The organism is Ramlibacter lithotrophicus (genome assembly GCF_012184415.1).
Lineage (GTDB): Bacteria > Pseudomonadota > Gammaproteobacteria > Burkholderiales > Burkholderiaceae_C > Ramlibacter > Ramlibacter lithotrophicus.
In genome coordinates, this window is sequence record NZ_VTOX01000001.1 from 762,456 (window position 1) to 788,700 (window position 26,245).

A 26,245-nucleotide genomic window follows, 5' to 3' on the forward strand; every position below is an offset into this window, starting at 1 on the left:
CGCCATGCCCGTGGGGCTTCTGTGGGCACGCGGGGCCGGGTGCCGCGCGGCCGGTCAGAATAGGCCATGGCTGAACGAGTGATTCCCCTGGTCGACCAGCGCTTCGCCGCGCTGGCCGCCGGCGTGCCGGAGCGCGCCATCCCGGCCACCGGCCTGCTCCTCGACCAGCTGCGGCGGCCGTTGCGGGACCTGCGCATCAGCGTCACCGACCGCTGCAACTTCCGCTGCAACTACTGCATGCCCAAGGAAGTGTTCGACAAGGACCATGCGTTCCTGCCCCATTCGGCCCTGCTCACCTTCGAGGAAATCACCCGCGTGGCGCGGCAGTTCGTCGCCCACGGCGTGCGCAAGATCCGCCTGACCGGCGGCGAGCCGCTGCTGCGCAAGAACATCGAGGCGCTGGTCGAGCAGCTCGCTCGACTGCGCACCGTGGACGGACAGCCGCTCGACCTGACCCTTACCACCAACGGCTCGCTGCTCGCGCGCAAGGCCAGGGCGCTGAAGGCCGCCGGCCTGCAGCGGGTCACCGTGAGCCTGGACGCGCTGGACGATGCGATCTTCCGGCGCATGAACGACGTCGACTTCCCCGTCGCCGACGTGCTCAATGGCATCGCCGCCGCGCAGGACGCCGGCCTCGGGCCGGTGAAGATCAACATGGTGGTCAAGCGCGGCACCAACGACCACGAGATCCTCCCGATGGCGCGCCACTTCAAGGGCACGGGCCTCGTGCTGCGCTTCATCGAGTTCATGGACGTCGGCGCCACGAATCGGTGGCGGATGGACGAGGTGGCGCCTTCCGCCGAAGTGGTGGAACGCATCCACCGCGAACTGCCGCTGGTGCAGCTCGATCCCAGCGCGCCCGGAGAGACCGCCGAGCGCTGGGGCTATGCCGACGGGGCGGGCGAAATCGGCGTCATCAGCAGCGTGACGCAGGCGTTCTGCGGCGACTGCAACCGCGCGCGGCTCTCGACCGAGGGGCAGCTGTACCTGTGCCTGTTCGCCAGCCGCGGCCACGACCTGCGGCCACTGGTGCGCGGCGATGCCGCGCGCGGCATCGCACCGGCCAGCGACGCGGAACTGGCTTCGGCCATCGCGCAGATCTGGCACGGGCGCGCCGACCGCTATTCGCAATTGCGCGCCTCGATGGCGCCCGACGAGGACCACGGCGAGCGCCGCGTCGAGATGAGCTACATCGGAGGTTGAGGGCTTGACCATTCCTGCCAGTGACATCACCGGCCTGATCCTGGCCGGCGGACGCGGCTCGCGCATGGGCGGCGCCGACAAGGGTCTGCAGAACTTCAACGGCATGCCGCTCGCGCTGCACACGATGCTGCGGCTGCAGCCCCAGGTCGGCGAGCTGATGATCAATGCCAATCGCAACCTCGCGGCCTACGAATCGTTCGGGGTGCCGGTCTGGCCCGACGTGCTGCCGGACTTTGCGGGACCGCTGGCGGGCTTCCTCACCGGGCTGGAGCGCTGCGAGACGCCGTGGCTGGTGACGGTGCCGTGCGACACGCCGCTGTTCCCGCCGGACCTCGTCGCGCGGCTGTCCGCGGCGGCGCAGGAGCAGGATGCGGAGATCGCAATGGCATCCGGCCGCGAGGAAGACGGCGAGTTGCACACCCAGCCGGTGTTCTGCCTCCTGCGCGTCGAATTGCTGGAAAGCCTGGTGCGCTTCACGCACGACGGCGGCCGCAAGGTCGACGCCTGGACGGCGCGCCACCGCACGGCGATCGTGCCGTTCGACGCGGCCGGCGACGACCCGCTCGCGTTCGGCAATGTCAACACGCTCGCGCAACTGCACCAGCTGGAACGCCGATGAGAAGCATCGCCGAGATCGCGGCCCGGCTCGAAGGCTATGACCCGCAGGCGCTGAGCGCCACGCAGGTCGGCGAATTCCTCGCCCAGCTCGTCGAGCCGGTGCGCGAGACGCAGCAGGTCGGGATCTTCGACGCGCTCGACCGGGTGCTCGCGCGCGACATCGTTTCCCCGATCAGCGTCCCGCCGCACGACAACTCGGCGATGGACGGGTATGCCTTCGACGGCGCGCAACTGACGGCGGACGCTCCGCTTTCGCTGGAGGTGGTCGGCACCGCGCTGGCCGGCGCCGCCTGGCGCGGCAGCGTCGGCCCCGGGCAGTGCGTGAAGATCATGACCGGCGCCATCATGCCGGCGGGCCTGGACACCGTGGTGCCGCAGGAGTTCACGCGGGCGGACGGCGGGCGCGTCGTCATTCCGCCCGGCCTGCTGCGTCCGGGGGACAACCGGCGCCTGGCGGGCGAGGACCTGCGCGCCGGGGAGCCGGCGCTGCGCGCCGGTCACCGCCTCGGGCCGGCGGCCTGCGGGCTGGTCGCGAGCCTGGGCATTGCCGACGTGACCGTGGTGCGCCCGCCGCGGGTCGCGTTCTTCTCCACCGGCGACGAGATCCTGAGCCTGGGCGAGGCACCGCGGGAAGGCGCGGTGTACGACAGCAACCGCTACACCGTGTTCGGCATGCTGAAGCGCCTGGGCTGCGAGGTCATCGACCTGGGCGTAGTGCGCGATCGGCCGGAACTGCTGGAGGCGGCGTTCCGCGATGCGGCAGCGCGGGCGGACGCCATCATCACCAGCGGCGGCGTGAGCGTCGGCGAAGCGGACTTCACCAAGGCGATGATGGGCAAGCTCGGCGACGTGGCGTTCTGGAAGATCGCGATGCGCCCCGGACGGCCGATGGCGGTGGGGCGCATCGGCCGGTCCGTCCTGTTCGGCCTGCCGGGCAACCCGGTGGCCGTGATGGTGACGTTCCTGGCGTTCGTGCGCCCCGCCCTGCTGCGCCTGATGGGCGCCGGTGCCGCGCCGCCGCCGCTGCTCAAGGCGCGCAGCCAGGAAGCGATGCGCAAGAAGCCCGGCCGCACCGAATACCAGCGCGGCCTGGTCACCACGGCGCCCGACGGCTCGCTGCAGGTGCGCACCACGGGCAACCAGGGCTCCGGCGTGCTCAGCTCCATGGTGCAGGCCAACGGCCTGATCGTGCTGCACCACGGGCAGGGCAGTGTCGCCCCCGGCGACGAAGTCGACGTGATGATGTTCGAGGGCGCGCTCTAGCGCCCTGCCCGGGACGCTAGGCTAGCGCATCGGCCCCGCGCGGCTCATCTCCCGCACCTGCAGCATCCCGCCGCCCCAGAAGCCGGCCGCGCGGACCGTGTCGCCAGGCCGTGGCAGGCCCATCATGGACCCGAAGCTGACGACGAGCGTTTCGCCGCTCGCCAGCAGCAGGACGACGTTGCGCGTGCCGGCATCCACGCTCTGCACGGTGCCGGTGACGTCGAGCATGGCCTGGTCGGGCAACGACGAGGGCACGACGACGCGATCTGCCATGAGCCCCTCCCCTGCGGCACTGCCGGCCACCTCGACATAACGCCCGGCGGACATCATGCCCGCGGTGGCGCCGGCGAACTGCGCCCGCGTCGCGTCGACGCGCTGGCCACGCACGACGAACACGCCGGGGGCGATCACCTCGGTGACCGATCCGTGCAACTCCATGGCCCGCCCGCCCGCAGGCATCGGCTCCACGCTGCTGGCCGTCAAGTGCCCCGTCGCCGGATCGAGCAGGCCTTCGACCGTGACGTAAGTGGCGGCCGCCAGTGCCGCCTGCGCGGCCGCGACGCCGACCTGCGCCAGGTCGACGCGCACGCCTTGCACCATCAACGCGCCGGGTAGCAACTGCGCCGCGCCGCTGACCCGCATCCGGTCGGCGGCGAAACGCGGCAGGCCGAGGCGTTGCAGCGCCGTGGGGCTCCAGCGCGCGGGCACCGCGCCAGCAGCCGCGGGCCAGGGCACGACGACGGTCACGGCCATCCCGGCGGCCAGCGGCCCCTGCCGAGCCAGGTCGGCGATCCGGGCGGTCTCGAGCGGCACGCCCGCCAGGCTCCAGCCGCCGCCATCGGGGCGCAGGTGGCCCGTGATGCGCGCGGGCAGTGCTGCATGCTGGATGCGCTCGATGCGGGTCGCCTGGACCAGGTCGCGGCCGGGGTCGGCCGGATCCGGTTGCAGCACGCCATAGACCTGGACCGGATCGAGCGCCGCGAGCTGGTCCAGACCCGACAAGCCGCCGAAGACGGTGACCGGCCCGGCGCCGGGATCGGCGTTGACGGCAACCGCCTGCCCCCAGACCGTGAACCGGTTGCCCGCAACGTGCGCGGCCGGCCCTACCAGTTGCGACTCCAGCCGCACCCGCGTAGGCGTGCCGAGCGCATCCACATGAAGATAGGCGTACTGTCCCAGGTGGAGGTCGGACAAGGCCAGCGTCTCGGTGCGCAGGAGGTCGGCCTGGCGCTCGAGCACCGCCTGGCTGTCGTCGTGGCGCCTGCCGTCCACGAAGATGCTGCCCAGCCCGGTCACGACGCCGGCCACGATGCCTGTGCCGCCGGTGCCGACGCCGGGGATCAGGACGAACAGCTCGCCGCCGCCGCAACCGGCCAGCGACAGCGCGGCCGCGCCGGCGACGAAGGAGCGGCGCCGGACTCCGCCGGGAAGGAGCCGTTGTGCCTGGGGATGCGGGATCATGATTGCGCCTCGTCGCCCGCGACCGGGCCATCGTGGAAGTAGGCGCCGAGCCGCACCAGCCGGTCGCCCCGGCCGCCGTCCTGCGCATGCAGGCGGGTGGCCTCGGTCAGGAATGCATTCAGCATGGCGGCCCACAGCTCGCGCGACAGCGCCGCCAGCCGCTGCGCCGATGGTGCCGTCAGTCCGCCGGCGTAGACCGCCTGTTCCAGCTGCGCCGGCGCATGCCCTCGCAGGTTGCCCGCCGCGGTCGCGAGGTGGGCCGTCAGGTTGTCGACAAACAACTCGATCAGCGCTTCCCAGTCCTGGCGCGGCACGAAACCGGTCCGCACCAGTGCCACCATCTCCGCGTCGCCATCGGCCTCGAGCCGCGCGAGGCCGAGCCTGATCAGCTCATTGAGTACCGACAGCGGATGCACGTCCTGGTTGACGCTGCGCGCCAGTGCTTCGAACGAAGGCATGGCGCCGGCACGGGGCAGCGGCCGCACCGATCCGTCGGCCGCCCGCAGGGCCGGATCGCTGATCCAGCGGGCGAACACCTCCGCCGGGATGCTGCGCCTGACCGGCCTGGCGCTGCGCACCGGCTGCCGCCGCCACGCCTTGATCTCCTTGCGCTGGACTCCCGAGCGCAGGCTCACGGCCGAATCCGTGTCCTTCTCCCCACTCGCGGCGATCTGGGCCAGCGCCTGTTCGATGAACACCGGCTTGAGCTGCGCGAGGAAGCCCTGGTAGCCGATGCCCTCGTCGATCAGCAGCCGCACGAGCGGCACCGACACGCGCCGGACGGCTTCCGCGACGCGTGCCTGCCGCTCAAGCGCTTCCATCGATGGCCGCCGCGCCGCCTCAGAGGGTGGGAGCCACCGCCTGGGTGGCGTCGAGCACGCCCACCAGGTCGACGAGCTGGCCCGTGCCGCTGGCCACTTCGGTGTAGCGGCCGTCGCCGTTGCCGTCGCGGAACACCTCCCAGGAGGTCGCGCCATTCGCGAAGGTGGCGGTCTCCACCACCAGCTCGCCCTGCCGCGCCCAGGCCACGCCGTCAGGGATCGTCGTCTCCGACAGCCGCACCCACTCATATCCGTTGGGCAGGATCTGCGTGACGCCGGTGACGACGCCGCCGGTGGCCGTCACCTCCAGCGCCTCGCGGCCGGACAGGCCGAAGAGGTTGACGTGGGGCGCCGTGGTGAGGACCCGTGCCGTGCTCACGGCCTGGTAGAAGCCATCGGCATCGACGTCGCTGTAGCGCACCTGGGAGAAGCCTCCGGCGAGCGCGCGAGTCGCCAGCACGTCCGTGCCGGCCAGGCCGTAGTCGACGCCGGCGGAGACCGGCAGCTGGATCGTCGTGCCCCAGGGCAGCGTGACGGCCGCGCCCGTGACTTCGCCGGCAGCGACGGAGAAACTGAACACGTCCCCAAGGCCGGCCGCCAGCCGCGCGGTGGCGCCGTCCAGCCCGTACGTGACCCCGAAGCCGTCGCAGACCTGTTGTGCCTGCCCGGCCATTCTGAGGGAGAGGCCGCCGCCATTGAACATCCCGCCGCCGTAACCCATGCCAGGGGCAACGCCGCCGCCCATCCCGCCGCCTACGCCGTACCCCATGCCGGCGGCCCCGCCGCCCTGCCCGAACTGCATCCGACCCATAGAGCTCTCCACTCGGCGGTGCGCTCCTGGCGACCGCCCAAGCCTGCACCACGACGGTGCACGTCACGCCGCCGAAGTCCAGCGGCATGAATGTGAAAATATCCCATTTCTTTCGGACTGCAAGGAGCGGAGCGCCCGCGCCGCCGCCCAAGTCGCGTGAAATTGATCCAGATCAGAGGTGGGGAGCCCGGGCCGTCCGCTTCAGGCGAAGCGCAGCACCGCGATCGGCGGGAGGTCGCGCGAGAGGCACTCCCAGCGCTCGCCACCGCTCGTGCTGACCCACAGCCCACCGGTCGTGGATCCGATCGCCAGCGTCTCGCCGTCGTCGCTGACGGCGAGCGCGTGGCGGTAGACGAGGTGGTAGGCATCGCGCTGCGGCAGGCCGCCGCCATGCGCGGCGAAGCTGGCGCCACCGTCACGCGTCTGCGTCACCACCATGCAGCCTTCCGGCGCCATGCGCTGCGCGTCCGAGTGCGCCGGCACGAACCAGGCGCGCTGCGGGTCATGCGGATGCGCGCCGACCGCGAAGCCGAACCCGCTCGGCGCCGGCGAGGCGACGGGCACCCAGCGCATGCCGCCGTCGGTCGAGCGGAAGATGCCGCCATGGTGCTGGCACCACAGCACGTCGGGCTGGGTGCGGCACTGGTCGATCCGGTGCACATCCTGGATGTTCGGATCCTCGCGCCGCTCGGGCGGCATGAAGTCGGCGACCATGCCCGAGGAGGTGTTGGTCCACGTCGCGCCACGGTCGCGCGTCTGCCACACGCCGCCGCAGGAGATCGCGACCGTGACGTGCGCAGGGTCGCGCGGATCGACCAGGATCGAGTGAATGCCCGGATGGTCGTAGCCGCCGCCGAACCATTCGCTCCGCTCCGGACGGTCCCACAGGCTCTCGACCAGCTGCCAGCTCGCCCCGGCGTCGTCCGACGTGAACAGTCCCGCCGGCAGGCAGCCCGCCCACAGGCGGCCGTCGGCGGCGGCTTCCAGCGCCCAGACCTGGTCGACGGTCCACGGCATGGGATCGTCCTTCCACGGACCTTCGGCCGGCTTGGGCGGGAAGGCCGGCGCGGCGACTTCCTTCCAGCTCGCGCCCGCATCGACGCTCTTCCACAGCTTGACGCCGAAGTGCCCGAGGCGCAGCGCCGCGTAAGCGTTGCCGTCCGCCCGCAGCACCACCTGCGACACCGGCTCGCCGGGAAAATGCGGGCGCCCGAGCTGCCAGCCGCCCCCCTGTTGGCGGACCGGGATGAGGCCCTTGCGCGTGCCTGCCCACAGCGTGAGTGCTCCTGCTGCCATCGCTATCCTCCGGTGAGCGCCTGGATGACCATGACCTTGTCGCCCGGCGCCAGCGAAACGTCGAGCCGCGCACGGTCGGCGATCATGCGCGCGTTGACGAACACCGCCACGTGCTTGCGCACGCAGCCCTGTTCGTCCAGCACGTAGCCCTTCAGCGCGGGCGCGGCCGTGAACGCGCCGGCCAGCGCCTCGCGCAGGGTCGCGCCGTCCACCCGCTGCGGCGGGCACGGCACGTGGCGCTGCAGCGCGGGCGCGAATTCCACCGTGGGCATGGCGGCATTCTGGCGCGCCCGCTTGACCTTGCTGGCGAGCGGGCTTCCCGACCCCGTTGCGGTGCGGACGCCGCGGCCGGCGACCAGTTGCCGCGCGTCACTTCGCGATCAGGTCGTGGCCGTGCGGCGGCAGCACTTCGTCGGCCGTCTTCGCCTTGTTGGCGCCGGGCACCTTGTTGCGTGAGAACAGCAGATACATGGTCGGCACCACGAACACCGTGAGCACCGTGCCCAGCGACATGCCGCCGACGATCACCCAGCCGATCTGGATGCGGCTCTCCGCCCCCGCGCCGGTCGACAGCGCCAGCGGCACCGCGCCCAGCACCATCGCACCGGTGGTCATCAGGATCGGGCGCAACCGCTGCGAGGCGGCCTTCACCACCGCGTCCACCTTGTCGAGGCCCTGCTGGCGCAACTGGTTCGCGAATTCGACGATCAGGATCCCGTGCTTGGTGATCAGGCCCACCAGCGTGATCAACCCGATCTGCGAATACACGTTGAGCGACCCGCCGGACCACTTCAGCGCCAGCAGCGCGCCGATCATCGACAGCGGCACCGACAGCATGATCACCAGCGGGTCGACGAAGCTCTCGAACTGCGCCGCCAGCACCAGGAAAATGAACAGCAAGGCCAGCGCGAACACGATGGCCAGCGCGCCCTGCGAGTTGCGGAACTCGCGCGACGTGCCGTTGAGCTCCGTCGTGTACCCGGTCTTGAGCACCTTCGCCGCCGTCGCGTCCATGAACTTGAGCGCCTCGCCCAGGGAATAGTCGGGCGCGAGGTTGGCGGTGATGGAAACGCTGCGCCGCTGGCCGAAGTGGTTCAGCTCGCGCGGGCTGACGCTCTCGCGCGCCTTCACCAGCGCCGACAGCGGGATCATGGTGTCGCCCCGGCCCCGAACGTTGATGCCGTCGATGTCCTCCGGCGTGGAGCGGCCGCTGGGCCGGGTCTGGACGATGACGTCGTACTGCTCGGCGTCGCGCTTGTAGCGGGTGACCTGCCGCCCGCCCAGCATCGTCTCCAGGGCCTTGGCGACTACTTCCACGCTCACGCCCATGTCGGCGGCCTTGGCGCGATCGACCTCGATCCGCAGTTCCGGCTTGTTCAGGCGCAGGTCGACGTCGGGCGACACGATCCCGGGGTTCTTCGCGATCTCGTCGAGGAACTGCCGCGTCACCCGGTTCAGGTTTTCGTAGCTGTCTGAGGTCTGGATGACGAAGTTCAGCGGCCGCTCGCGGAAGCCCTGGCCCAGCGAAGGCGGCGTGATCGGAAACGCATTGACGCCGGGCAGGTTGTTGAACTTCGGCGCCATCTCGCGCGCGAGTTCCAGCGTGGTCCGCTCGCGTTTTTCCCAGTCGACGGTGCGATAGACGACGCTCGCCTGCGACACCGTCGGATTGCCGACGTTGCCGAAGATGCGGTCGAATTCCGGGTACGCCTGCCCCAGCTTCTCGAGCGCCTGCGCGTACCGGTCGGTGTATTCCAGCGTCGAGCCGTCCGGCGCATTCACGGTGGCCAGGATCGTGCCGCGGTCCTCCAGCGGCGCCAGTTCCTGCTTCATCGTCGGCCACACCATGCTGATGCCCAGCGCGCTGAGCAGCATCACGCCGACCACCAGCCAGCGCGCCTGCAGCACGGCCCGCAACATGCCGCCGCCGCCGGCCGCGGGGCCGGGCTGCCAGCGGGCCAGGAGCACCCAGCGCAGCGCGCGGCCGTAGCGGTCCTGGAGGCGGGTGAGGAGCCGCTCCATGCCTCGGTCGAACCAGTTCGGCTTCGGGTTGTGGCGCAGCAGCTTGGTGCACAGCATCGGCGTGAGCGTCAGCGCGACGAAGCCCGAAACGCACACGGCGCCGGCCAGCGCCAGGGCAAACTCCACGAACAGCCGGCCGGTGCGCCCCGGCGTGAACGCGAGCGGCGCATACACGGCCACCAGGGTGAGCGTCATCGTCACCACGGCGAAGCCGATCTCGCGGGCACCGCGGATGCCGGCCGAGAAGGGGTCCATTCCCTCCTCGATGTGGCGGAAGATGTTTTCCAGCATCACGATCGCATCGTCCACGACGAGGCCGATGGCAAGCACCAGCGCCAGCAGCGTCAAGGTGTTGATCGTGAAGCCGAACAGCGCCATCAGGGCGAACGTGCCGATCAGGCTGACCGGGATCGTGATGAACGGGATGATCGACGCGCGCACGGTGCGCAGGAAGACGAAGATCACCAGCGCCACCAGCAGGATGGCCTCGGCGATGGTCTTGTAGACGTTCTTGACCGAGCGGTCGATGAACAGCGAGTTGTCGTTCGCGATCTCGATGTTGACGTCCGCCGGCAGGTCCTGCTTGAGCTTGGGGATGATCTCGCGCACGCCGTCGGCCAGGGTCAGCGGATTCGCGGTCGCCTGCCGGATCACCCCCGCCGAGATCGCCTGGCGGCCGTTCAGCCGCACCGCGCTGCGCTCGTCGGCGGCGCCCTCCTCGACCTGTGCCACGTCGCGGATCTTGACCGGGAAGCCGTTGACGTTCCTGATCACGATCTCGGAGAACTGGGCCGGCCGCACGAGGTCGGTCTGCGACGTCACGCTGAACTCGCGCTGCTGCGACTCGATGCGGCCCGCCGGCAACTCCAGGTTGCTGCGCCGGATGGCGTCCTCGACGTCCTGCGTCGTGAGCCGGTAGCCGGCGAGCCGGGCCGGATCGAGCCACACCCGCATCGCGTACTTGCGCTCGCCGTAGATGCGCACGTCGGCCACGCCCGTGACGGTCTGCAGCCGCGACTTGACGATGCGGTTGACCAGGTCGTTGATCTGCAGCCGCGTCAGCGTGTCGCTGGTGAAGGCGAGCCACACTACCGGGAAGGCGTCCGCCTCCACCTTGGCGATGACGGGCTCGTCGATGGCCTGCGGCAACTTGTTGCGCACGCGCGAGGTGCGGTCCCGCACTTCGGCGGCCGCCGCGTCGGCGTCCTTCTCGAGGCGGAAACGCACCGAGATCTGGCTCTGCTCGGCCCGGCTGATCGAGGTGAGCACGTCCACCGCGTCGATGCCCGCGATCGAGTCCTCCAGCGGCTTGGTCACCTGGGTCTCGATGACCTCGGCCGACGCGCCCGGGTAGCGGACGCTCACGGTGACGACCGGCTCGTCGATCTTCGGGTACTCGCGCACCGCCAGGCGCGTGAAGCTCACGGCGCCGATCAGGAGCACCAGCAGGGACAGCACGGTCGCAAAGACCGGCCGCCGGATCGAGATCTCGGGCAGTTGCATGGGACTTCTCCGGCCCGTGCGCTAGCGCGCGCTGTTGCCGCCGCGCGCGCGTTCGGCCGCCTGGGCCGTCGTCGCGCCGCAGGGATTGGGACCGCCGGCGCGCGCCGGGGCGGCCAGGCGTTCGGGGAGCGCGGCAGCAGCCGTCGCTCCTGCTGCCGCACCGGACGGGGCGCCGCCCATCGCCGCACCGTTGGGCGACGGACCGCCGCCATCGGGGGCCGCACCGGCCTGCGGCGCCGCCGCGCCGGACCGACCCAGATCGAGCACGCGCACCGGCATGCCATCCTTCTGCACGCGCTGCTGGCCGGCCGTCACCACCACGTCGCCCGCCTCCAGGCCCTCGACGATTTCCACCCGCCCCGGGCGCCGGATCCCGACCTTCACCGGCACCCGCTGCGCGATCTTCGTGTCGCGGTCCGGGCCGTCGACCAGCTTGATCACGAACTGGCGGCCGGCCTGCGGCACCACCGCTTCCTCGGGGATCACGCGCGCCTGCTCGCGCTCGCCGAAGACGGCGGTGACCCGCGCGAACATGCCGGGCCGCAGCAGCAGCCGCCGGTTGTCGATGCAGCCGCGCACGCCGACGGAACGGCCGTTCGCGTCAACCAGGGGGTCGATCGCCTGCACCACCGCCGTGAAGCGCTGCCCCGGCAGCGCGTCGAGGTCCACCAGCGCGGACTGGCCCTTGCGCAGCTTGCCCTGCAGCCGCTCGGGCAGGCGGAAGTCGACGTACATCGCGTCGATGTCCTCGATGTTGACAATGTCGGTGCCGTCCTTCAGGTAGTCGCCCACGCTGGTGTTGCGGATGCCGGCGATGCCGTCGAACGGGGCGGTGATGCGCAGCCGCGCGGCCGTCGCGCGCGCCAGCGCCAGCTTGGCCTGCGCCACCTGCAGGTTGGCCGCGCTCTCGTCGACCGAGCGGCGGCTGATGAAGTTCTGCGCCACCAGCTCCTGGTTGCGCTTGTGGTTGGCCTCGGCGATCGAGAGCTCCGCCTGCGCCTGCTGCACCTGCGCGAGCGGCAACTGGTCGTCCAGCTGCACCAGCAGCTGGCCGCGCCGCACCCGGTCGCCGTCGCGGAAATTGAGCTGCGTGACGCGCCCGCTGACCTCCGGCCGCAGCACCACGCTCTGGCGCGACCGCAGGCTGCCGACGGCCTGGGCCTCGTCGGCGAGCGTCATCAGCTCAACGCGGGCCACTTCCACCGCCGGCAGGCGGGCGGCACCCGCGGCGGCCGGCGCGGCCGCGCCCGTCCCCTGGGCCACGGGTTTCGCCGGCTGGCGCTGGTACCACCAGGCCGCGCCCGAGGCGGCGGCAATGCCGACGACGGCGACGACGCTGTAGATTGCTTTCGATGCCATGAGAACCGGGAGTCCGTCCTGAAGGTCATGCCGGGGACCGCCCCCAGGTCAACGCATCAATGTATCAGCAGGCGCGGGGCCCTGCATTCGCAACGGCCCTAGGCCCGCGCGTCGCGACAGCCGCCCGCGGCGCTTTTACCGCCGCTTTACACGGGCGCCGCGCGCCGGCCGAGCGCCACCTCGACGCCGCGGTTGGCGAGTTCGTCCGCCCGCTCGTTGCCGGGGTCGCCGTTGTGGCCGCGCACCCAGCGCCATTCGATCGCATGGCCGCTGCCGTTCACGAGCTGGTCCAGTTCCTGCCACAGCTCCTGGTTCTTGACCGGCTGCTTGCTGGCCGTGCGCCAGCCCTTGGCCTTCCAGCCCGGAAGCCACTCCGTCATTCCCTTGAGCACGTACTGGCTGTCGACGTGCAGCGTGACGGCGCAGGGCCGCTTGAGCGCCTCGAGCGCGCGGATCACTGCCATCAGTTCCATGCGGTTGTTGGTCGTGAGCGGCTCGCCGCCGTACAACTCCTTCTCGGTGGGGCCTGACTTCAGCAGCACGCCCCAGCCACCGGGCCCCGGATTGCCCTTGCAGGCGCCGTCGGTATAGATATGCACACCCGTCACAAATGCTCTTCCTGGTATTCCTGGTACGCGGGCTCCCGGTTGGCCACCGCCACCGCCGTGGCCCGCTTCCTCGATTTCTTCCACGGCAGCCCGATCAGCTTCATCCCGCGCACCCGCTTCACCGCCACGAGGAAGTACACGGCGCCGAAGATCGGCCACCAGCGCTCGCCGACGGCGTCGATCCAGTCCGATCGTTCCAGCCACTGGTCGGTCTTGAACGCCGGCCGATAGCAGCCGAAACTGCCCGACTCCACCTCGAAGCTCAGGAGCCGCAGCCAGTCGCGCAGCCGCCAGTAGCCGATGAAGTCCCCCGCGTCCGGCAGGAACAGCTCGCCGAAGCCGAGCCGCCGGTACAGGTGCGCGCGCCGCTGGCGCAGGCCCCACAGGCTCGCCGGATTCAGGCAGCAGATCACGACCTTGCCTTCCGGCACCAGCACGCGCTCGACTTCGCGCAGTGTCGCATGCGGATCGGTGTTGAGTTCGAGCGAATGCGGCAGCACCACGAGGTCGATGCTGTTCTCCTCGAACGGCAGGTTCGCGAAGTCGCAGTACATGGCGGGACGGACCGGATTGCCGTCGGCGGGCACCGCCTCGCGCAGCGCCAGCCAGCGATGCGGCATGCGGTTGGCGCGCAGCGCGTCGAGCTCCGGGAGCCCGAGCTGCAGCGCATGGAAGCCAAAAATGTCGCCGACGGCGCGGTCGAACTCCGCCCGCTCCCATGCCAGCAGGTAACGGCCGGGCGGCGTTTCAAACCACTGCCGCATTCCTATAATCTGCTCGCTCATGAAGCTGATACCGCTGCCGGCTTTCCAAGACAATTACCTGTGGTTGCTGCACGACGGGCGCCGGGCCCTCGTGGTGGACCCGGGCGACGCGCAGCCCGTACTCGCCTGCTTGCAGCGTGACCGACTGCAACTGGAAGCGATTCTAGTCACGCACCACCATCCGGACCACATCGGCGGCCTCGACGCACTGCGCGACGCCACCGGCGCCGCTGTGTACGGACCCGCCCGCGAACGCATCCCCGAGCCGCTCACGCGGGTCGCGCAAGGCGACGTGGTGCAAGCCCTCGGCCTCGCTTTCCAGGTGCTGGACGTGCCGGGGCACACTGCCGGCCACGTGGCGTATTACTGCCCCGAGGTCGATGGCCGTCCCTTGCTGTTCTGCGGCGACACCCTGTTCTCGGGCGGGTGCGGGCGCCTGTTCGAAGGTACGCCGGCCCAGATGCTGGCTTCGCTGGACAAGCTCGCCGCGTTGCCCGGCGCCACACAGGTGTGCTGTACGCACGAATACACGCTTTCGAACCTGAAGTTCGCACTGGCCGTGGAACCCGGCAATGCCGAACTGATCAATTACCAGCAGCGCTGCGAAGAACTGCGCGCCCGCGACCTGCCCACCCTGCCAACGTCGATCGGCAGGGAAAAGCAGATCAATCCGTTCCTGCGCACGCGCCTTCCGGGCGTGGTGCAGGGCGCCCGCGCGCACGATGCCGCCACACCGCCGGACGAAGTGGCTGTGTTTGCCACCCTCCGGAACTGGAAGAACCAATTCAAATGAAGCTGCTCCACGCTGCGGTCCTGTCCACCTCGCTCTGGCTCGCCGCCTGCGCCACGCCGCCCGCCCCCTCGTTCGAGACGCCCGCCGCCGCAGCCGCACCGGCGCCCCAGGCCAAGCCGGCTGCGTCCGCGGCCGCCGTCATCCCGACCGGCCCGCTGACGCCGATCGCGCCGGCGGACATTTCCTCGCAAGGCGTGACGCTGCTGCAGCCGCCGGCCGACCTGTGGGAGCGCATCCGGCGCGGCTTCGCGATGCCCGACCTGCAGAGCGACCTGGTGCGCCAGCACGAACAGTGGTACGCGACGCGGCCGGACTACATGCAGCGCATGACCGAGCGCTCAAGCAAGTACCTGTTCCACATCGTCGAGGAACTCGAGCGCCGCAACATGCCGACCGAACTGGCGCTGCTGCCCTTCATCGAGAGCGCGTTCAATCCGCAGGCCGTCTCCAGCGCGCGCGCCGCCGGCATGTGGCAGTTCATGCCGGCCACCGGCCGCGACTTCGAGCTGAAACAGAATGTGTTCCGCGACGACCGGCGCGACGTGCTCGCGTCGACCCGCGCGGCGCTCGACTACCTGACCAGACTGCACAACATGTTCGGCGACTGGCACCTGGCGCTCGCCGCGTACAACTGGGGCGAAGGCAGCGTCGGCCGCGCCATCGCGCGCAACCAGAAGACAGGCCTGGGCACGTCGTACACCGACCTCAGCATGCCGGCCGAGACGCGCAACTACGTGCCCAAGCTGCAGGCGGTGAAGAACATCATCGCCAATCCGGACAGCTTCCGCGCGGAACTGCCGGTGATCGGAAACCACCCATACTTCCAGACCGTCACGCTCACGCGCGACATGGACGTGGAACTGGTGGCGCGCCTTGCCGACGTCTCGGTGGAAGACTTCAAGGCGCTGAACCCTTCGATGAAGCGTCCGGTGATTCTGGCGAACGGGACGCCGCAGATCCTGCTGCCATGGGACAACGCCACCGTGTTCAGGCGCAACTTCGAAGCGCACGACGCCGGCCAGTTCGCGAGCTGGACCGCCTGGAGCGCGCCGTCGACCATGTCGGTCGCGGAGGCCGCCCGCCGCGTCGGCATGAGCGAAAGCGACCTGCGGTCCGTGAACACGATCCCGCCGCGCATGCTGATCAAGGCCGGCTCGGTGCTGATCGTGCCGCGCGGCGCCAAGATGAATCGCGACGTGGCGGACCACATCGCCGACAACGGGCAGCTGAACCTCGCCCCGGAGCAGGTCACGCGCCGCACGACGGTCAAGGCCGGCAAGCGCGACACCGTGCAGAGCATCGCCCGCCGCTACCGCCTGAACGCGGCCCAGGTTGCCGACTGGAACGATGTCGGGGCCTCGGCGGCGTTCAAGCCCGGGCAGCGGGTGGTCGTGTACCTCCCGGTGCGCTCGGCCGCGCGCGTGCCGGGCCGCATGGTCCACAAGGCCTCGACGGCCAAGGGCCGCAAGGGCAAGGCGGCGCCCCAGCGGCGCCCCGCCAGGTCCAAACGCGCCCGTTGAGCCGGCGCGGCGCGCCTTCCTACGGTCGCGCAGGAGCACTCCCACGGGAAATCGCTCCCGCCGCCGATCCTGTCGGGCTCCACGGCGGCGCAAAGTGGTCGCATCACTTCGAAAAGGAGTTCGACCATGTTCAAGAAGACCCTGCTCGGCGCCGTCGTGGCCGCCGGTTCGCTGATCAGCCTGGTGCCGACGGCGGCGAACGCACAGTACACCGCCATCGTCGCGACGACGGCCCCCCCGCCGCCCATCGCCGAGGCGGTGCCTGAGCCGCGCCGCGGCTACGTCTGGGCGCCCGGCCACTATGAGTGGCGCGGCAACCAGTACGTGTGGGTGCGCGGCCACTGGCTGGAGGACCGCGCCGGTTACGACTACCGCGAGCCGCGCTGGGTGCAGCGCGCCAACGGGGACTGGGTGCTGGTGGGCAATACCTGGGAAAGGCGCGGGCCGTACGGCGACCGTGACCGCGACGGCATCGCCAACCGCTACGACCGCGACAAGGACGGCGACGGGATTCCGAACGCCCGCGACGACCGCCCCAATCGCGACCAGTACGCCCGCGCCGACCGCCGTGCCCATCGCTTCGGCCCGTATGGCGACATCGACCGCGACGGCATCGCCAACCAGGACGACCGCGACCGGGACGGCGACGGCGTGCGCAATGGCCGCGACCGCTACCCGAACGATCCCGACCGCGACTGATCCCGCGCCCCCCTCGCGAAACAGCCCGGCGTGCCGGGCTTTTCTTCGCCTCAGAGTTTCTCGGTCTCGCCCTGGCGCGGCTGCCACTTCATCAGCCGCTTCTCGATGCGGCCGACCATGCCGTCCAGGCCCAGCGCGAACGCCGTCAGCACCGCGATTCCGGCGAAGACGGTGTTGACGTCGAATGTGCCCTCGGCCTGCAGGATCAGGTAGCCCACGCCGCGCGCCGACCCGAGGTACTCGCCGACCACGGCGCCGACGAAGGCCAGGCCAACCGAGGTGTGCAGGCTCGAGAACACCCAGCTGGTCGCGCTCGGCAGGTACACCGTGCGCAGCAGCTGCCTGCCGCTCGCGCCGAGCATCCGCGCGTTGGCCAGGACCACCGGGCTGACTTCCTTGACGCCCTGGTAGACGTTGAAGAACACGATGAAGAACACCAGCGTCACGGCCAGCGCCACCTTGCTCCAGATGCCCAGCCCGAACCACAGCGCGAAGATCGGCGCCAGGATCACGCGCGGCATCGAGTTGGCCGCCTTGATGTAGGGGTCGAGGATCGCGCTGGCCGTCGGCGCGAGCGCCAGCCACAGCCCGAACACCAGCCCCAGCAGCGTACCGATCACGAACGCGAGCAGGGTCTCCAGCAGCGTGACGCCCAGGTGCACGTAGACGTCCGCGCGACCCGGCAGGCCGTCCGGGAACAGCGCGTTGGGCGCCACCTCCCACGGCAGGAACCAGGACCAGATGCGACCCGCCACCTTGACCGGCTCGCCCAGGAAGAATGCGTACTGATCGTTGCGCGAGATCGCATGCCACAGCAGCATGAACACGACCAGCACGCCGAGCTGCCATGCGCGCAGGTTCCGCCCGGAAGGCCTGAATGCGGAGAACATCAGGCCGCCTTTTTCAGCTGCTGGGCGTAGCCCTTGAGGACTTCGTCGCGCAGCACCGCCCAGACCTGCGAATGCAGCTCGATAAAGCGAGGGTGCGCGCGCACCTCGGCGACGTCGCGCGGGCGCGGCAGGTCGATCTCGAATTCGCCGATCGGCCGGGTCGCCGGGCCCGCCGAGAGCACGACCACGCGGTCGCTCATCGCGATCGCCTCGTCGAGGTCGTGCGTGATGAACAGCACCGCCTTGCGTGCCCGTTGGCCCCCGCCGGCCGCCCAGAGCTCGAGGACCTCGTTTTCCATCAGCTGCCGCGTCTGCACGTCGAGCGCGCTGAACGGCTCGTCCATGAGGATGATGTCCGGATCGAGCGCCAGCACCTGCGCCAGTGCCGTGCGCTTGCGCATGCCGCCGGACAGCTGGTGCGGATAGCGGTCGCCGAACCCGGCCAACCCCACGCGCTCCAGCCAGGCCTGCGCCTGCGCGCGGGCCGCGTCGTCCGGCACGCCGCGGTATTGCAGGCCCACCATCACGTTGGCGATCGCGCTGCGCCAGGGCATCAGCGCATCGGACTGGAACATGTAGCCGGCGCGACGGTTGACTCCCGCGAGCGGCTGGCCGAACACCGTGACGGCACCCGCCGACGGCTGCAACAGGCCGGCAGCGATGTTGAGCAGCGTGGACTTGCCGCAGCCGGTGGGACCGACGACCGAGACGAACTCGCCCGCCCGGATGCGCAAGGTGGTGTCCGCGACGGCGTTGTACCGCTGTCCCGGCGCGTGCGCCGAGGTGAAGGTGACAGTGATGTCCTCGAGTTCGAGCGCGAAGTCGGACATGGTGTGTTGTTCCTGGCCACGCCGGGCCGGCCACGCGCGCGAACACGCGGGACTTCATGCGCACGGCCGCGGCCGGCGCGCCCGGGTCACGCCTTGAACTTCTCCTTCGCGCGGCGGGCGAACTCGTTGGTGTAGGTCTTGGCCAGGTTGATCTTCTCCGGCTTGATCGCCGGGTCGAAGCTGGCCAGCGCGCGCAGCGCCGTGCGCGCCCCTTCGTCGGGCAGGACGCCGTCGGTGGCGATGGCCTCGCGAACCTTGTTGAACGAGGCCAGGTACAGCGCGCGGTCCCCCAGGAGATATCCCTCGGGCACCGTCTTGATGATGTCGCTCGGGCCGGCCGTCTGCAGCCACTTCAGGCTGTGGACGATGGCATTGGCCAGGGCCTGGCAGGTGTTGGGGTTCTTCTGGACGAAATCAACGTGGGTGTAGAAGCACGCGGCCGGCATCGGGCCGCCGAAGACGTCCTGCGTCCCCTTGAGCGTGCGCGTGTCGCTGACGATCTTCACCTCGCCCTTCTGCTCGAGCATCGTCATCACGGGATCGGTGTTGCTCATCGCATCGATCTGGCCCGAGCGCAGCGCCGACAGGGCGCCGGCCGACGTGCCGACCCCGACGTAGCTCACCTCGTTGGCCTTGACGCCGGCGCGCGAAAGCAGCAGGTTCGCGACCATGTTGGTCGACGATCCGGGGGCGGACACGCCGATCTTCTTGCCGCGCAGGTCGGCCAGGGTCTTGTAGTTGGGCACGGTCTTGGTCGACACGCCCACCGAGATCTGCGGCGCCCGGCCCATCAGCACGATCGACTGGATGAACTGGTTCTTCGACTGCATGTTGATCGTGTGCTCGTAAGCACCGCTCACGACGTCGGCCGAGCCCCCGATGAGTGCCTGCAGCGCCTTCGCGCCGCCGGCGAAGTCGGAGATCTCCACGTCCAGGCCTTCGGCCTTGAAGTAGCCCAGCTGTTCCGCGATCGTCAGCGGCAGGTAGTAGAAAGCCGCCTTGCCGCCAACGGCGATGGCGACCTTGCTCTTTTCCGGCTTGCCCTGCGCGAGCACGCTCGGCGCGGCGACACCGGCCACCGCCAGCGCGGCGGCAGAGGCGAATGTTCTGCGGTTCAGGACGATGCGATTCATGATGTGGTGAGGCCCCGTTTTGGGATCGAGGGTACGGGGACGCCCCCGGCCACGCATCGGGAACATCCCCTGAGGGTTTTCACGTAAGGTGAAAGTGCAGGCCGCGCGGCCAGGCTCGCACGTCAGCGATAGCCGAGAAAAAGGATGGCGACGTTGGCGACCAGCGCGGCCGTCCAGACCGCGGAGCGCATCGCTGGCAGGCCCGCGACGTACATCGCGATGTAGATGATGCGCAGCGTGACGAACAGCACGGCGAGGATGTCCAGCGCGGTCTGGGGCGCGCCGAGCTGGTGCGCGATGATGACGGCGCCGATGAAGAACGGCAGCGCCTCGAAGCTGTTGGCCTGCGCCGCGTTGGCGCGGGCGTGCCAGTCGGTCTGGCGCGCGAGCCAGCCCCGAGGGTCGTTGTTGTCGTAACCGCCCTGGGAGCGCGGCTTGCCGAACCCGCCCGACTTCGCGAGCGTCGCGCAAACGTAAGGCAGCACTGCCGCCAGCAGCACGCACCAGTAGGCGATCGTGAAGCGAGCCATCTGCATCGTCATGTCCGGTCTTCCTTTCTGCGCCGCCTTCAGCGGCGATCCACCAGGGCGTGCGCGATGGTGCCGAGGTCGACGTACTCGAGCTCGCTGCCGGCGGGCACGCCGCGCGCCAGGCGCGTGACCTTGAGTCCGCGCGCCTTCAGCGCCTCGGCGATCACGTGCGCCGTGGCTTCGCCTTCGGCCGTGAAGTTGGTGGCGAGGATCACCTCCTGCACCACGCCGTCGGTGGCCCGGTCGAACAACTTGGAAAGCCCGATGTCCTTCGGCCCGATGCCGTCGAGCGGGCTGAGCTTGCCCATCAGCACGAAGTAGAGGCCCTTGAACGCGGCGGTGCGCTCGACCGCGGCCTGGTCGGCCGGAGTCTCCACCACGCACAGCTTGGAGCGGTCACGCTGCGGGTCGCGGCAGGTCGCGCAGACCTCGTCCTCCGTGAACGTGTGGCACAGGCTGCAATGCCGCACCTGGGTGGCGGCCTGCTGCAGCGCCTGCGCCAGCAACTGCGCGCCCTGGCGGTCGTGCTGGAGCAGGTGGAACGCCATGCGCGACGCCGACTTCACGCCCACGCCGGGCAGCCGGCGCAGCGCCTCGATCAGTGCGTTGAGTGCGTTGGCGTTCAAAAGGGGAATTTCATCCCGCCGGGCAGCCCCGGCATGCCGGCGGTGAGCTTGCCCAGCTTTTCCTGGGACGTTTCCTCCGCCTTGCGCACGGCGGCGTTGAAGGCGGCGGCCACGAGGTCCTCCAGCATGTCCTTGTCGTCCGCCAGCAGGCTGGGGTCGATCGCGACCCGCTTGACGTCGTGCTTGCAGGTCATGGTGACCTTCACCAGGCCGGCGCCGGACTCGCCCGTCACTTCGATGTGCGCCAGCTCCTCCTGCGCCTTCTTCAGGTTGTCCTGCATGGCCTGGGCCTGCTTCATCAGGCCGGCGAGTTGTCCCTTGTTGAACATGATCGATCCTTGTGTTTGCGGCCGCGCCTGCGGCGCGACCCTGGGTTTAGTGTGAGACCGGCTTGATGCTGCCCGGCACGATTCTCGCGCCGAAGTCGCGCATCATCGCCTGCACGAACGGGTCGTTGCAGATGACTTCCTCCGCGGCGCGCTGCCTGAGCGCCTGCGCCGCCGCGGTCCGCCGGGCCGGGCTGTCCGTCACCGGCCCCACCTCGACGCTGATGTTCACCGCATGGCCGGCACCGTGCAGCGCCTGCCGCAGCCGCTCGCGGCTGCCGGGCTGGTTCAGGGACTCGCGCTCGACCCGCAGCATCCAGTGGCCCTCGTCCCGCGCGACCAGCTGCGACTGCAGCGCCAGTTCGCGCACGAGGGCCGTCACCGCCTCGCGCGCCACCAGGTCGGCGACGGTGGCCTGCCAGAAGTCGCCGTCCTCCGTGGGCACCACGTGCGACACCGCGACCGCCGCGTCGCGCGGCGACTCGGGCGCCACGTGCACGGGAACACCGACCACTTCGCCGGCCGGCTGGGCGTCCGCAGGCGGTGCTGCCGCCGGCCGCGGCGGCAGCCGCTCGGCGCGCGACTCGACCACCGGCAGCACGCGCCCGGGGGGCGCCGTGCCGCGAATCGATTCGGGGGCGCGGGTGGACGCCGCCGCGGGCTGCTCGCGCACAGGCGGCGCCGCCACGGCCGCCACGTCATTCAGAGTTTTTTTTTCCGCCGCGCCCGCCACGGCGCCGGTGCGCGGCGCCTGGAACGCGAGCAGGCGCAGCAGCACCATCGTCAGGGCGGAGTATTCGTCGGGGGCCAGACCCAGTTCGGCACGCCCGTGCAGGCACAGGCCGTACAGCAGCTGCGTCTCGTCGGCGGGCATGAGGCTCGCCAGCCGCGCGATCGCGGCCGCATCGGAATCGCCGGCGGCGGCCGCCTCCGGCACCGCCTGGATCACCGCCATCCGCTGCAGCACCGAGCACATTTCCTCGAGGGTGGCCGCCGCATTCAGGGCGTGCGTGCGCAAGGTGTCGGCGATCTCGACCACCCCGCGGCCGTCGCCGCGCGCCAGCGCCTCGATCAGGCGCAGGACATGCCCGAGGTCGGCGCTGCCCAGCATCTGGCGGACGGCGGATTCCTCCAGCGCGCCGTCGCCGAATGCGATCGCCTGGTCGGTCAGCGACAGCGCGTCGCGCATCGAGCCGCGCGCGGCACGCGCGAGCAGGCGCAGCGCCGGCTCGCTCGCCGGCACGCCCTCGGCGCGCAGCACCTGCACCAGGTGTTCCTGCACCGTCTCCGGCGCCATCGGCCGCAGGTTGAACTGCAGGCACCGGGACAGCACCGTGACCGGCACCTTCTGGGGGTCGGTCGTGGCCAGCACGAACTTGAGGTATTCCGGGGGCTCCTCCAGCGTCTTGAGCATCGCGTTGAACGCATGCCCGGTGAGCATGTGCACCTCGTCGATCATGAACACCTTGAAGCGGCCCTGTACCGGCTTGTACACCGCCTGCTCCAGCAGCGCCTGCACCTCGTCGACGCCGCGATTGGAAGCGGCGTCGAGTTCCACGTAGTCGACGAAGCGGCCCGAGTCGATGTCGCGGCACGCCTCGCACACGCCGCACGGCGTGGCCGTGATGCCGCCCTGCCCGTCCGGTCCCTGGCAATTGAGGGATTTCGCCAGGATGCGCGAGACGGTCGTCTTGCCGACGCCGCGGGTGCCGGTGAACAGGTACGCGTGGTGCAGCCGCTGCTGCGTCAGCGCGTTGCCGAGCGCGCGCACCACGTGCTCCTGGCCGACCATTTCAGCGAAGGTCTTCGGCCGGTACTTGCGGGCGAGCACGAGGTAGGACATCCGCGCGATTCTACGAGGTGGGGCTTTTTCACCCGCGCCCGACGACGGCGCTCGCGCCCCACTACAATGGCGTCTGGCGGGCCTCCCCGCATGGTGAAGCAGCCAACCGGGTCAGGTGGGGAACCAAGCAGCCCTAACTGTGGAGCCAGTGCCGGGGGTAAGGCTCGTCAACCCTCTTCGATGGATCCGTTCGGAGTAGAGGACTTGGCGCAAGCGCCCTCGATTCCAACGCGATTCGTGTCACCTGCCCTGTCACCTCGGGTGCGCATCGGGGTAACCGATGGCATCCGTACCGGGTCTTTTCCGCCGCGTCGCCACCTGCTACCTGAAGGTGGTCCTGCCGATCGATCACCCCGCCCGGAAGTCCCTGTTCGTGGCAGCCGCGTCGCCCGCGGGTTTACCCTGCGGGGCAATTCCCCGAAGTCTGATTGACGTCAATTCGTCGCCCCCGCACGGACCTCGGCCCGTACTACTGTCTCGCTCGTCAGCCGTTGCCGCATGGCTGACCGCGAAGAGAAACGGGCTTGTGGGCATGGCAAGCCCGATCCCGCCAGCGGCTTGAGGCGGGCCATGAAAGGCTCACACCAGGAGATTGCGATGAAGAAACGATTTCTCGTAACGGGCCCGGGGCTGAAAATGAGCTGCACGACGCTGGTCGCGCTGACGGTCTTCGCAGGACTGGTTGGATGCACTGCACCCCCAACCAGCCCTCTTTCAACCAGCCCGGTCGCCGGACCCGATGGTGCTTTCACGATAACGCGCAAGGGCGAAAGCTACTACGCCCAGCCATCCCAGTTGACGGCAATGGCAACTCAGGACGCCCAGGCTCATTGCCTGAAGATGGGGAAGAAATTCAAGGAAATCCGGTCCAGGGAACTTCCTACGAGAGCGGGTTACGTGCCCCAGAGCGAACTCCTCTATCGGTGCGACTGACGGGTACAGGCGTCATGACAAGACTTCACGTGATTGGAACAGCGCTCGCGACGGCAGTCTGGGTTGCGGGTTGTGCCACCTCCGGACCAATGTCGGCTGAACCCGTTGCCAGAGCTGACGGGACGTTCACATTGACGCGTCAAGGTCACACGCAAATGACGCACGTGACGGCAACGGCGGCGAAGGATGCCGAAGCTCATTGCCTCAAGATGGGCAAGAAGTTCAGGGCGCTTCGTACCAAGGAAGACATCACGAGGGGCAGTCCCACAAGCGAAGTACTCTTCGCTTGCGACTGAAGGCAGAGCAGACCGCTGCTCAGGTTGCGCACCGCACCGCCGCAGCACTGTCCCGGCGAGTTCGTCCGCGCTCCGCGCGGCATCGAAACGAGCAGCCCGCCGCGCAATGTCGCGCCCGCTGACCTCCAGGCTCGGCCGCGTCCGACAAACTTCCCCAAGCTGTGCGCTGAAACTTGGTTTCATCGCGTCGGGAGGTGTGCCATGGAGGTACTTGCTGGGTGCAGAGTGCAGTCGCCGGACCTCGCGGCGCCGTGGCCGGCCTTGGGGGCGGCGCTGCTCGGACTGTGGATCGCCACCGGTGCGTCGGCGCAGGAGGTGCCGGCGGTGCCGACCGACCTTGTCGACGCCGCACCGGCCGGCGCGCGCGGCCGCATCGAAATGGCCGCCACGTCCCTGCCCCTCTTCGAGAACCTGGACGGTGCATCGCACTCGTCGCGCCTGGACATGATCTGGCTGCCGCCGCGGCGGCCCAACCTGGGCCTGGCGCTCGGGCTCACCAGCAAGGAGGGCGCCGGCCTGCGGCTTCCCGGCAGCGGCGCCGCGCCGGCCGTCGATCTCGGCCTGCACTGGCGCTACACGCTCGACACCCAGTACCGCATCGACGTCACGGCATGGCGGCGGATGACGCCGCCGGATGCGGCGATGCTCGCTCATGAGCGGCAGGCAGCCTACGGTGCGCGATTCGAGATGCAGATCAAGTCATTGCCCAGCCGGCGGCTGGTCGCCGACCGCGGCTTCCTCGGCCTGCAGCTGGAAAGCGGCGCCCGCATCACGGTGAAGCGCCGCCACGGCGGCCCGATGTTCTACTACCGCGCCAAGTTCTGACTCGGGCGCAGGAACTCGAGCGCGCCGAGCCCCGCCACGCGGCCGCTGGCCAGGCACGCCGTCAGCAGGTAGCCGCCGGTCGGCGCTTCCCAGTCCAGCATTTCGCCAGCGCAGAAGACGCCCGGCAGCGCGCGCAGCATCAGCCGCCCGTCGAGCGACTCCAGCCGCACGCCACCGGCCGTGCTGATCGCCTCGTCGATGGGACGCGCGGCGGCGACGACCAGCGGCACCGCCTTGATGGCCAACGCCAGCCGAACCGGATCGTGCAGCGCGTCGCGCGGCAGCACCTCGTGCAGCAACGCAAGCTTGATGCCCTCCAGCCCAAGCCGGCTCTTGAGATGGCTCGCGAGCGACCGCGAGCCGCGCGGATGCGCCACCTCGCGCAGGACGTGCTCGCGGCTGCGGCCGGGCAGCAGGTCGATCTCGAACCGCGCGCTGCCGCGCAGGCGGATCTCGTCGCGCAGGATGGCCGATGCCGCATAGATCAGGCTGCCTTCCACGCCGGTCGCGGTCGCGACGAATTCGCCCAGGCGATGGAAGTCGCCGGCGGTGATCGCCACCGACTTGAAGGGCTGGCCGGCAAAGCGCGAGCAGAAATAGGCGGACCAGCCGCCACGCACGTCGAAGCCGCAGTTGGCCGGCAGCAGTTCGGCGATCGCCACGCCGCGCTGCGCCAGCAGCGGTACCCAGGCGCCGTCCGATCCGAGGCGGCTCCAGCTCGCCCCGCCGAGTGCCAGCACGACCGCGCCGGCCGATGCGACCTGCTCGCCGGCCGGCGTGTGCAGGCGCAATCCGCCCGCCTCCGTCCAGCCGGCGAAGCGATGCCGCATGTGGAACTGCACGCCCTGCGCCCGCAGCCGGTGCAGCCAGGCCCGCAGCAGCGGCGCGGCCTTCATCTCCTGCGGAAAGACGCGCCCGGACGTGCCGACGAAGGTGGCTATGCCGAGCCCTTGCGCCCATTCGCGCACGGCCTGCGGCCCGAAGGCCTGCAGCCAGCGCGCCACGGCCTCGCGGCGCTCGCCGTAGCGCGAGACGAACGACTCGAAGTCCTCCGAGTGCGTGAGGTTCAGCCCGCCCCGCCCGGCCAGCAGGAACTTGCGCCCGGCGGAAGGCATGCCGTCGTAGACATGCACGGTCTGGCCCGCCGCGGACAGCACTTCGGCCGCCATCAGGCCGGCGGGGCCCGCGCCGATGATTGCGAAGGTCATGCGGGCACCTTTCGAACGCGGGGCAGGAGACGGCTCTGTCGATAACGCAGGGGAAGCGGGCATG

General features: G+C 70.1%; 25 protein-coding genes and 1 other RNA gene. 9 read left to right on the plus strand and 17 right to left on the minus strand.

Translation table 11 applies throughout. From position 1 onward, the window contains the following. The first annotated feature begins 66 nt into the window (after positions 1–66). The 3 genes from moaA to moeA all read left to right on the plus strand — a co-directional run bounded on the left by moaA (position 67) and on the right by moeA (position 3,084). On the plus strand, positions 67–1,203 hold the full coding sequence (gene moaA / locus RAMLITH_RS03570; protein ID WP_168105932.1) for a GTP 3',8-cyclase MoaA: 1,137 nt from the start codon (positions 67–69) through the stop codon (positions 1,201–1,203). Between the two features lie 64 nt (positions 1,204–1,267). Further along, on the plus strand, positions 1,268–1,822 hold the full coding sequence (gene mobA, locus RAMLITH_RS03575; protein ID WP_168106443.1) for a molybdenum cofactor guanylyltransferase MobA: 555 nt from the start codon (positions 1,268–1,270) through the stop codon (positions 1,820–1,822). Further along, a complete protein-coding gene (gene moeA / locus RAMLITH_RS03580; protein WP_168105933.1) occupies positions 1,819–3,084 on the plus strand; it encodes a molybdopterin molybdotransferase MoeA in 1,266 nt (421 codons plus the stop codon). Before mobA ends, moeA begins: the two co-directional genes overlap by 4 nt. A gap of 21 nt (positions 3,085–3,105) precedes the next feature. Here moeA and RAMLITH_RS03585 read toward each other — a convergent pair whose 3' ends face one another. The 9 genes from RAMLITH_RS03585 to RAMLITH_RS03625 all read right to left on the minus strand — a co-directional run bounded on the left by RAMLITH_RS03585 (position 3,106) and on the right by RAMLITH_RS03625 (position 13,750). Further along, positions 3,106–4,545 (minus strand): DUF5666 domain-containing protein, encoded by a 1,440-nt coding sequence (locus RAMLITH_RS03585; RefSeq protein ID WP_168105934.1) that lies wholly within the window; start codon positions 4,543–4,545, stop codon positions 3,106–3,108. Beyond that, on the minus strand, positions 4,542–5,366 hold the full coding sequence (locus RAMLITH_RS03590) for a DUF6502 family protein (protein WP_168105935.1): 825 nt from the start codon (positions 5,364–5,366) through the stop codon (positions 4,542–4,544). The genes RAMLITH_RS03585 and RAMLITH_RS03590 overlap by 4 nt, the downstream gene beginning before the upstream one ends. A gap of 19 nt (positions 5,367–5,385) precedes the next feature. Continuing rightward, entirely contained in the window at positions 5,386–6,177 is a 792-nt protein-coding gene (locus tag RAMLITH_RS03595) for a hypothetical protein (protein WP_168105936.1), read from the minus strand. Positions 6,178–6,378: 201 nt separating this feature from the next. Then, positions 6,379–7,473, minus strand: a complete 1,095-nt coding sequence (locus RAMLITH_RS03600) for a WD40/YVTN/BNR-like repeat-containing protein (RefSeq protein ID WP_168105937.1) — start codon at positions 7,471–7,473, stop codon at positions 6,379–6,381. A gap of 2 nt (positions 7,474–7,475) precedes the next feature. After that, positions 7,476–7,745, minus strand: coding sequence for a MoaD/ThiS family protein (locus tag RAMLITH_RS03605; protein ID WP_168105938.1), 270 nt, complete (start codon positions 7,743–7,745; stop codon positions 7,476–7,478). Between the two features lie 97 nt (positions 7,746–7,842). Beyond that, entirely contained in the window at positions 7,843–10,998 is a 3,156-nt protein-coding gene (locus RAMLITH_RS03610) for an efflux RND transporter permease subunit (RefSeq protein WP_168105939.1), read from the minus strand. A gap of 21 nt (positions 10,999–11,019) precedes the next feature. Then, the gene (locus RAMLITH_RS03615; protein WP_168105940.1) at positions 11,020–12,357 is read right to left on the minus strand and encodes an efflux RND transporter periplasmic adaptor subunit; all 1,338 of its coding nucleotides are present in this window, start codon (positions 12,355–12,357) and stop codon (positions 11,020–11,022) included. 146 nt (positions 12,358–12,503) lie between these two features. After that, positions 12,504–12,965, minus strand: coding sequence for a ribonuclease HI (gene rnhA / locus RAMLITH_RS03620; RefSeq protein ID WP_168105941.1), 462 nt, complete (start codon positions 12,963–12,965; stop codon positions 12,504–12,506). After that, on the minus strand, positions 12,962–13,750 hold the full coding sequence (locus RAMLITH_RS03625; RefSeq protein WP_238343988.1) for a class I SAM-dependent methyltransferase: 789 nt from the start codon (positions 13,748–13,750) through the stop codon (positions 12,962–12,964). The genes rnhA and RAMLITH_RS03625 overlap by 4 nt, the downstream gene beginning before the upstream one ends. On the opposite strand from RAMLITH_RS03625, the gene gloB reads away from it, so the two are divergent. From gloB to RAMLITH_RS03640, 3 genes are all read left to right on the plus strand, one after another. Then, on the plus strand, positions 13,749–14,522 hold the full coding sequence (gene gloB / locus RAMLITH_RS03630; protein WP_168105942.1) for a hydroxyacylglutathione hydrolase: 774 nt from the start codon (positions 13,749–13,751) through the stop codon (positions 14,520–14,522). The genes RAMLITH_RS03625 and gloB overlap by 2 nt on opposite strands. Then, entirely contained in the window at positions 14,519–16,042 is a 1,524-nt protein-coding gene (locus RAMLITH_RS03635; RefSeq protein ID WP_168105943.1) for a transglycosylase SLT domain-containing protein, read from the plus strand. The genes gloB and RAMLITH_RS03635 overlap by 4 nt, the downstream gene beginning before the upstream one ends. Positions 16,043–16,168: 126 nt before the next feature. Beyond that, on the plus strand, positions 16,169–16,741 hold the full coding sequence (locus RAMLITH_RS03640; protein ID WP_168105944.1) for a YXWGXW repeat-containing protein: 573 nt from the start codon (positions 16,169–16,171) through the stop codon (positions 16,739–16,741). A 50-nt stretch (positions 16,742–16,791) separates the two neighbouring features. Here the strand turns inward: RAMLITH_RS03640 and RAMLITH_RS03645 are convergent, their stop codons facing one another. The 7 genes from RAMLITH_RS03645 to dnaX form a co-directional block, all read right to left on the minus strand. Further along, complete coding sequence (locus tag RAMLITH_RS03645) at positions 16,792–17,631, minus strand: ABC transporter permease (RefSeq protein ID WP_168105945.1); 840 nt, start codon at positions 17,629–17,631, stop codon at positions 16,792–16,794. Further along, complete coding sequence (locus tag RAMLITH_RS03650) at positions 17,631–18,461, minus strand: ABC transporter ATP-binding protein (RefSeq protein ID WP_168105946.1); 831 nt, start codon at positions 18,459–18,461, stop codon at positions 17,631–17,633. The genes RAMLITH_RS03645 and RAMLITH_RS03650 overlap by 1 nt, the downstream gene beginning before the upstream one ends. Before the next feature lie 86 nt (positions 18,462–18,547). Then, positions 18,548–19,594 (minus strand): ABC transporter substrate-binding protein, encoded by a 1,047-nt coding sequence (locus RAMLITH_RS03655; RefSeq protein WP_168105947.1) that lies wholly within the window; start codon positions 19,592–19,594, stop codon positions 18,548–18,550. Positions 19,595–19,716: 122 nt separating this feature from the next. Continuing rightward, positions 19,717–20,130 (minus strand): MAPEG family protein, encoded by a 414-nt coding sequence (locus tag RAMLITH_RS03660; protein ID WP_168106445.1) that lies wholly within the window; start codon positions 20,128–20,130, stop codon positions 19,717–19,719. A 32-nt stretch (positions 20,131–20,162) separates the two neighbouring features. Further along, on the minus strand, positions 20,163–20,750 hold the full coding sequence (recR, locus tag RAMLITH_RS03665; protein WP_181017741.1) for a recombination mediator RecR: 588 nt from the start codon (positions 20,748–20,750) through the stop codon (positions 20,163–20,165). Further along, on the minus strand, positions 20,747–21,079 hold the full coding sequence (locus RAMLITH_RS03670; RefSeq protein ID WP_168105948.1) for a YbaB/EbfC family nucleoid-associated protein: 333 nt from the start codon (positions 21,077–21,079) through the stop codon (positions 20,747–20,749). Before RAMLITH_RS03670 ends, recR begins: the two co-directional genes overlap by 4 nt. Positions 21,080–21,125: 46 nt before the next feature. Continuing rightward, positions 21,126–22,919, minus strand: a complete 1,794-nt coding sequence (gene dnaX / locus RAMLITH_RS03675; protein ID WP_168105949.1) for a DNA polymerase III subunit gamma/tau — start codon at positions 22,917–22,919, stop codon at positions 21,126–21,128. 75 nt (positions 22,920–22,994) lie between these two features. Between dnaX and ffs the strand changes: the two genes are divergently transcribed. The 3 genes from ffs to RAMLITH_RS03690 all read left to right on the plus strand — a co-directional run bounded on the left by ffs (position 22,995) and on the right by RAMLITH_RS03690 (position 24,973). Further along, positions 22,995–23,091: signal recognition particle sRNA small type (ffs, locus tag RAMLITH_RS03680), an RNA gene on the plus strand. A gap of 326 nt (positions 23,092–23,417) precedes the next feature. Continuing rightward, a complete protein-coding gene (locus RAMLITH_RS03685; protein ID WP_168105950.1) occupies positions 23,418–23,852 on the plus strand; it encodes a hypothetical protein in 435 nt (144 codons plus the stop codon). Positions 23,853–24,349: 497 nt separating this feature from the next. Beyond that, the gene (locus RAMLITH_RS03690; protein ID WP_168105951.1) at positions 24,350–24,973 is read left to right on the plus strand and encodes a hypothetical protein; all 624 of its coding nucleotides are present in this window, start codon (positions 24,350–24,352) and stop codon (positions 24,971–24,973) included. On the opposite strand, the gene RAMLITH_RS03695 is transcribed toward RAMLITH_RS03690, so the two are convergent. Then, complete coding sequence (locus RAMLITH_RS03695) at positions 24,955–26,181, minus strand: TIGR03862 family flavoprotein (protein ID WP_238343989.1); 1,227 nt, start codon at positions 26,179–26,181, stop codon at positions 24,955–24,957. The genes RAMLITH_RS03690 and RAMLITH_RS03695 overlap by 19 nt on opposite strands. Positions 26,182–26,245: the final 64 nt, after the last annotated feature.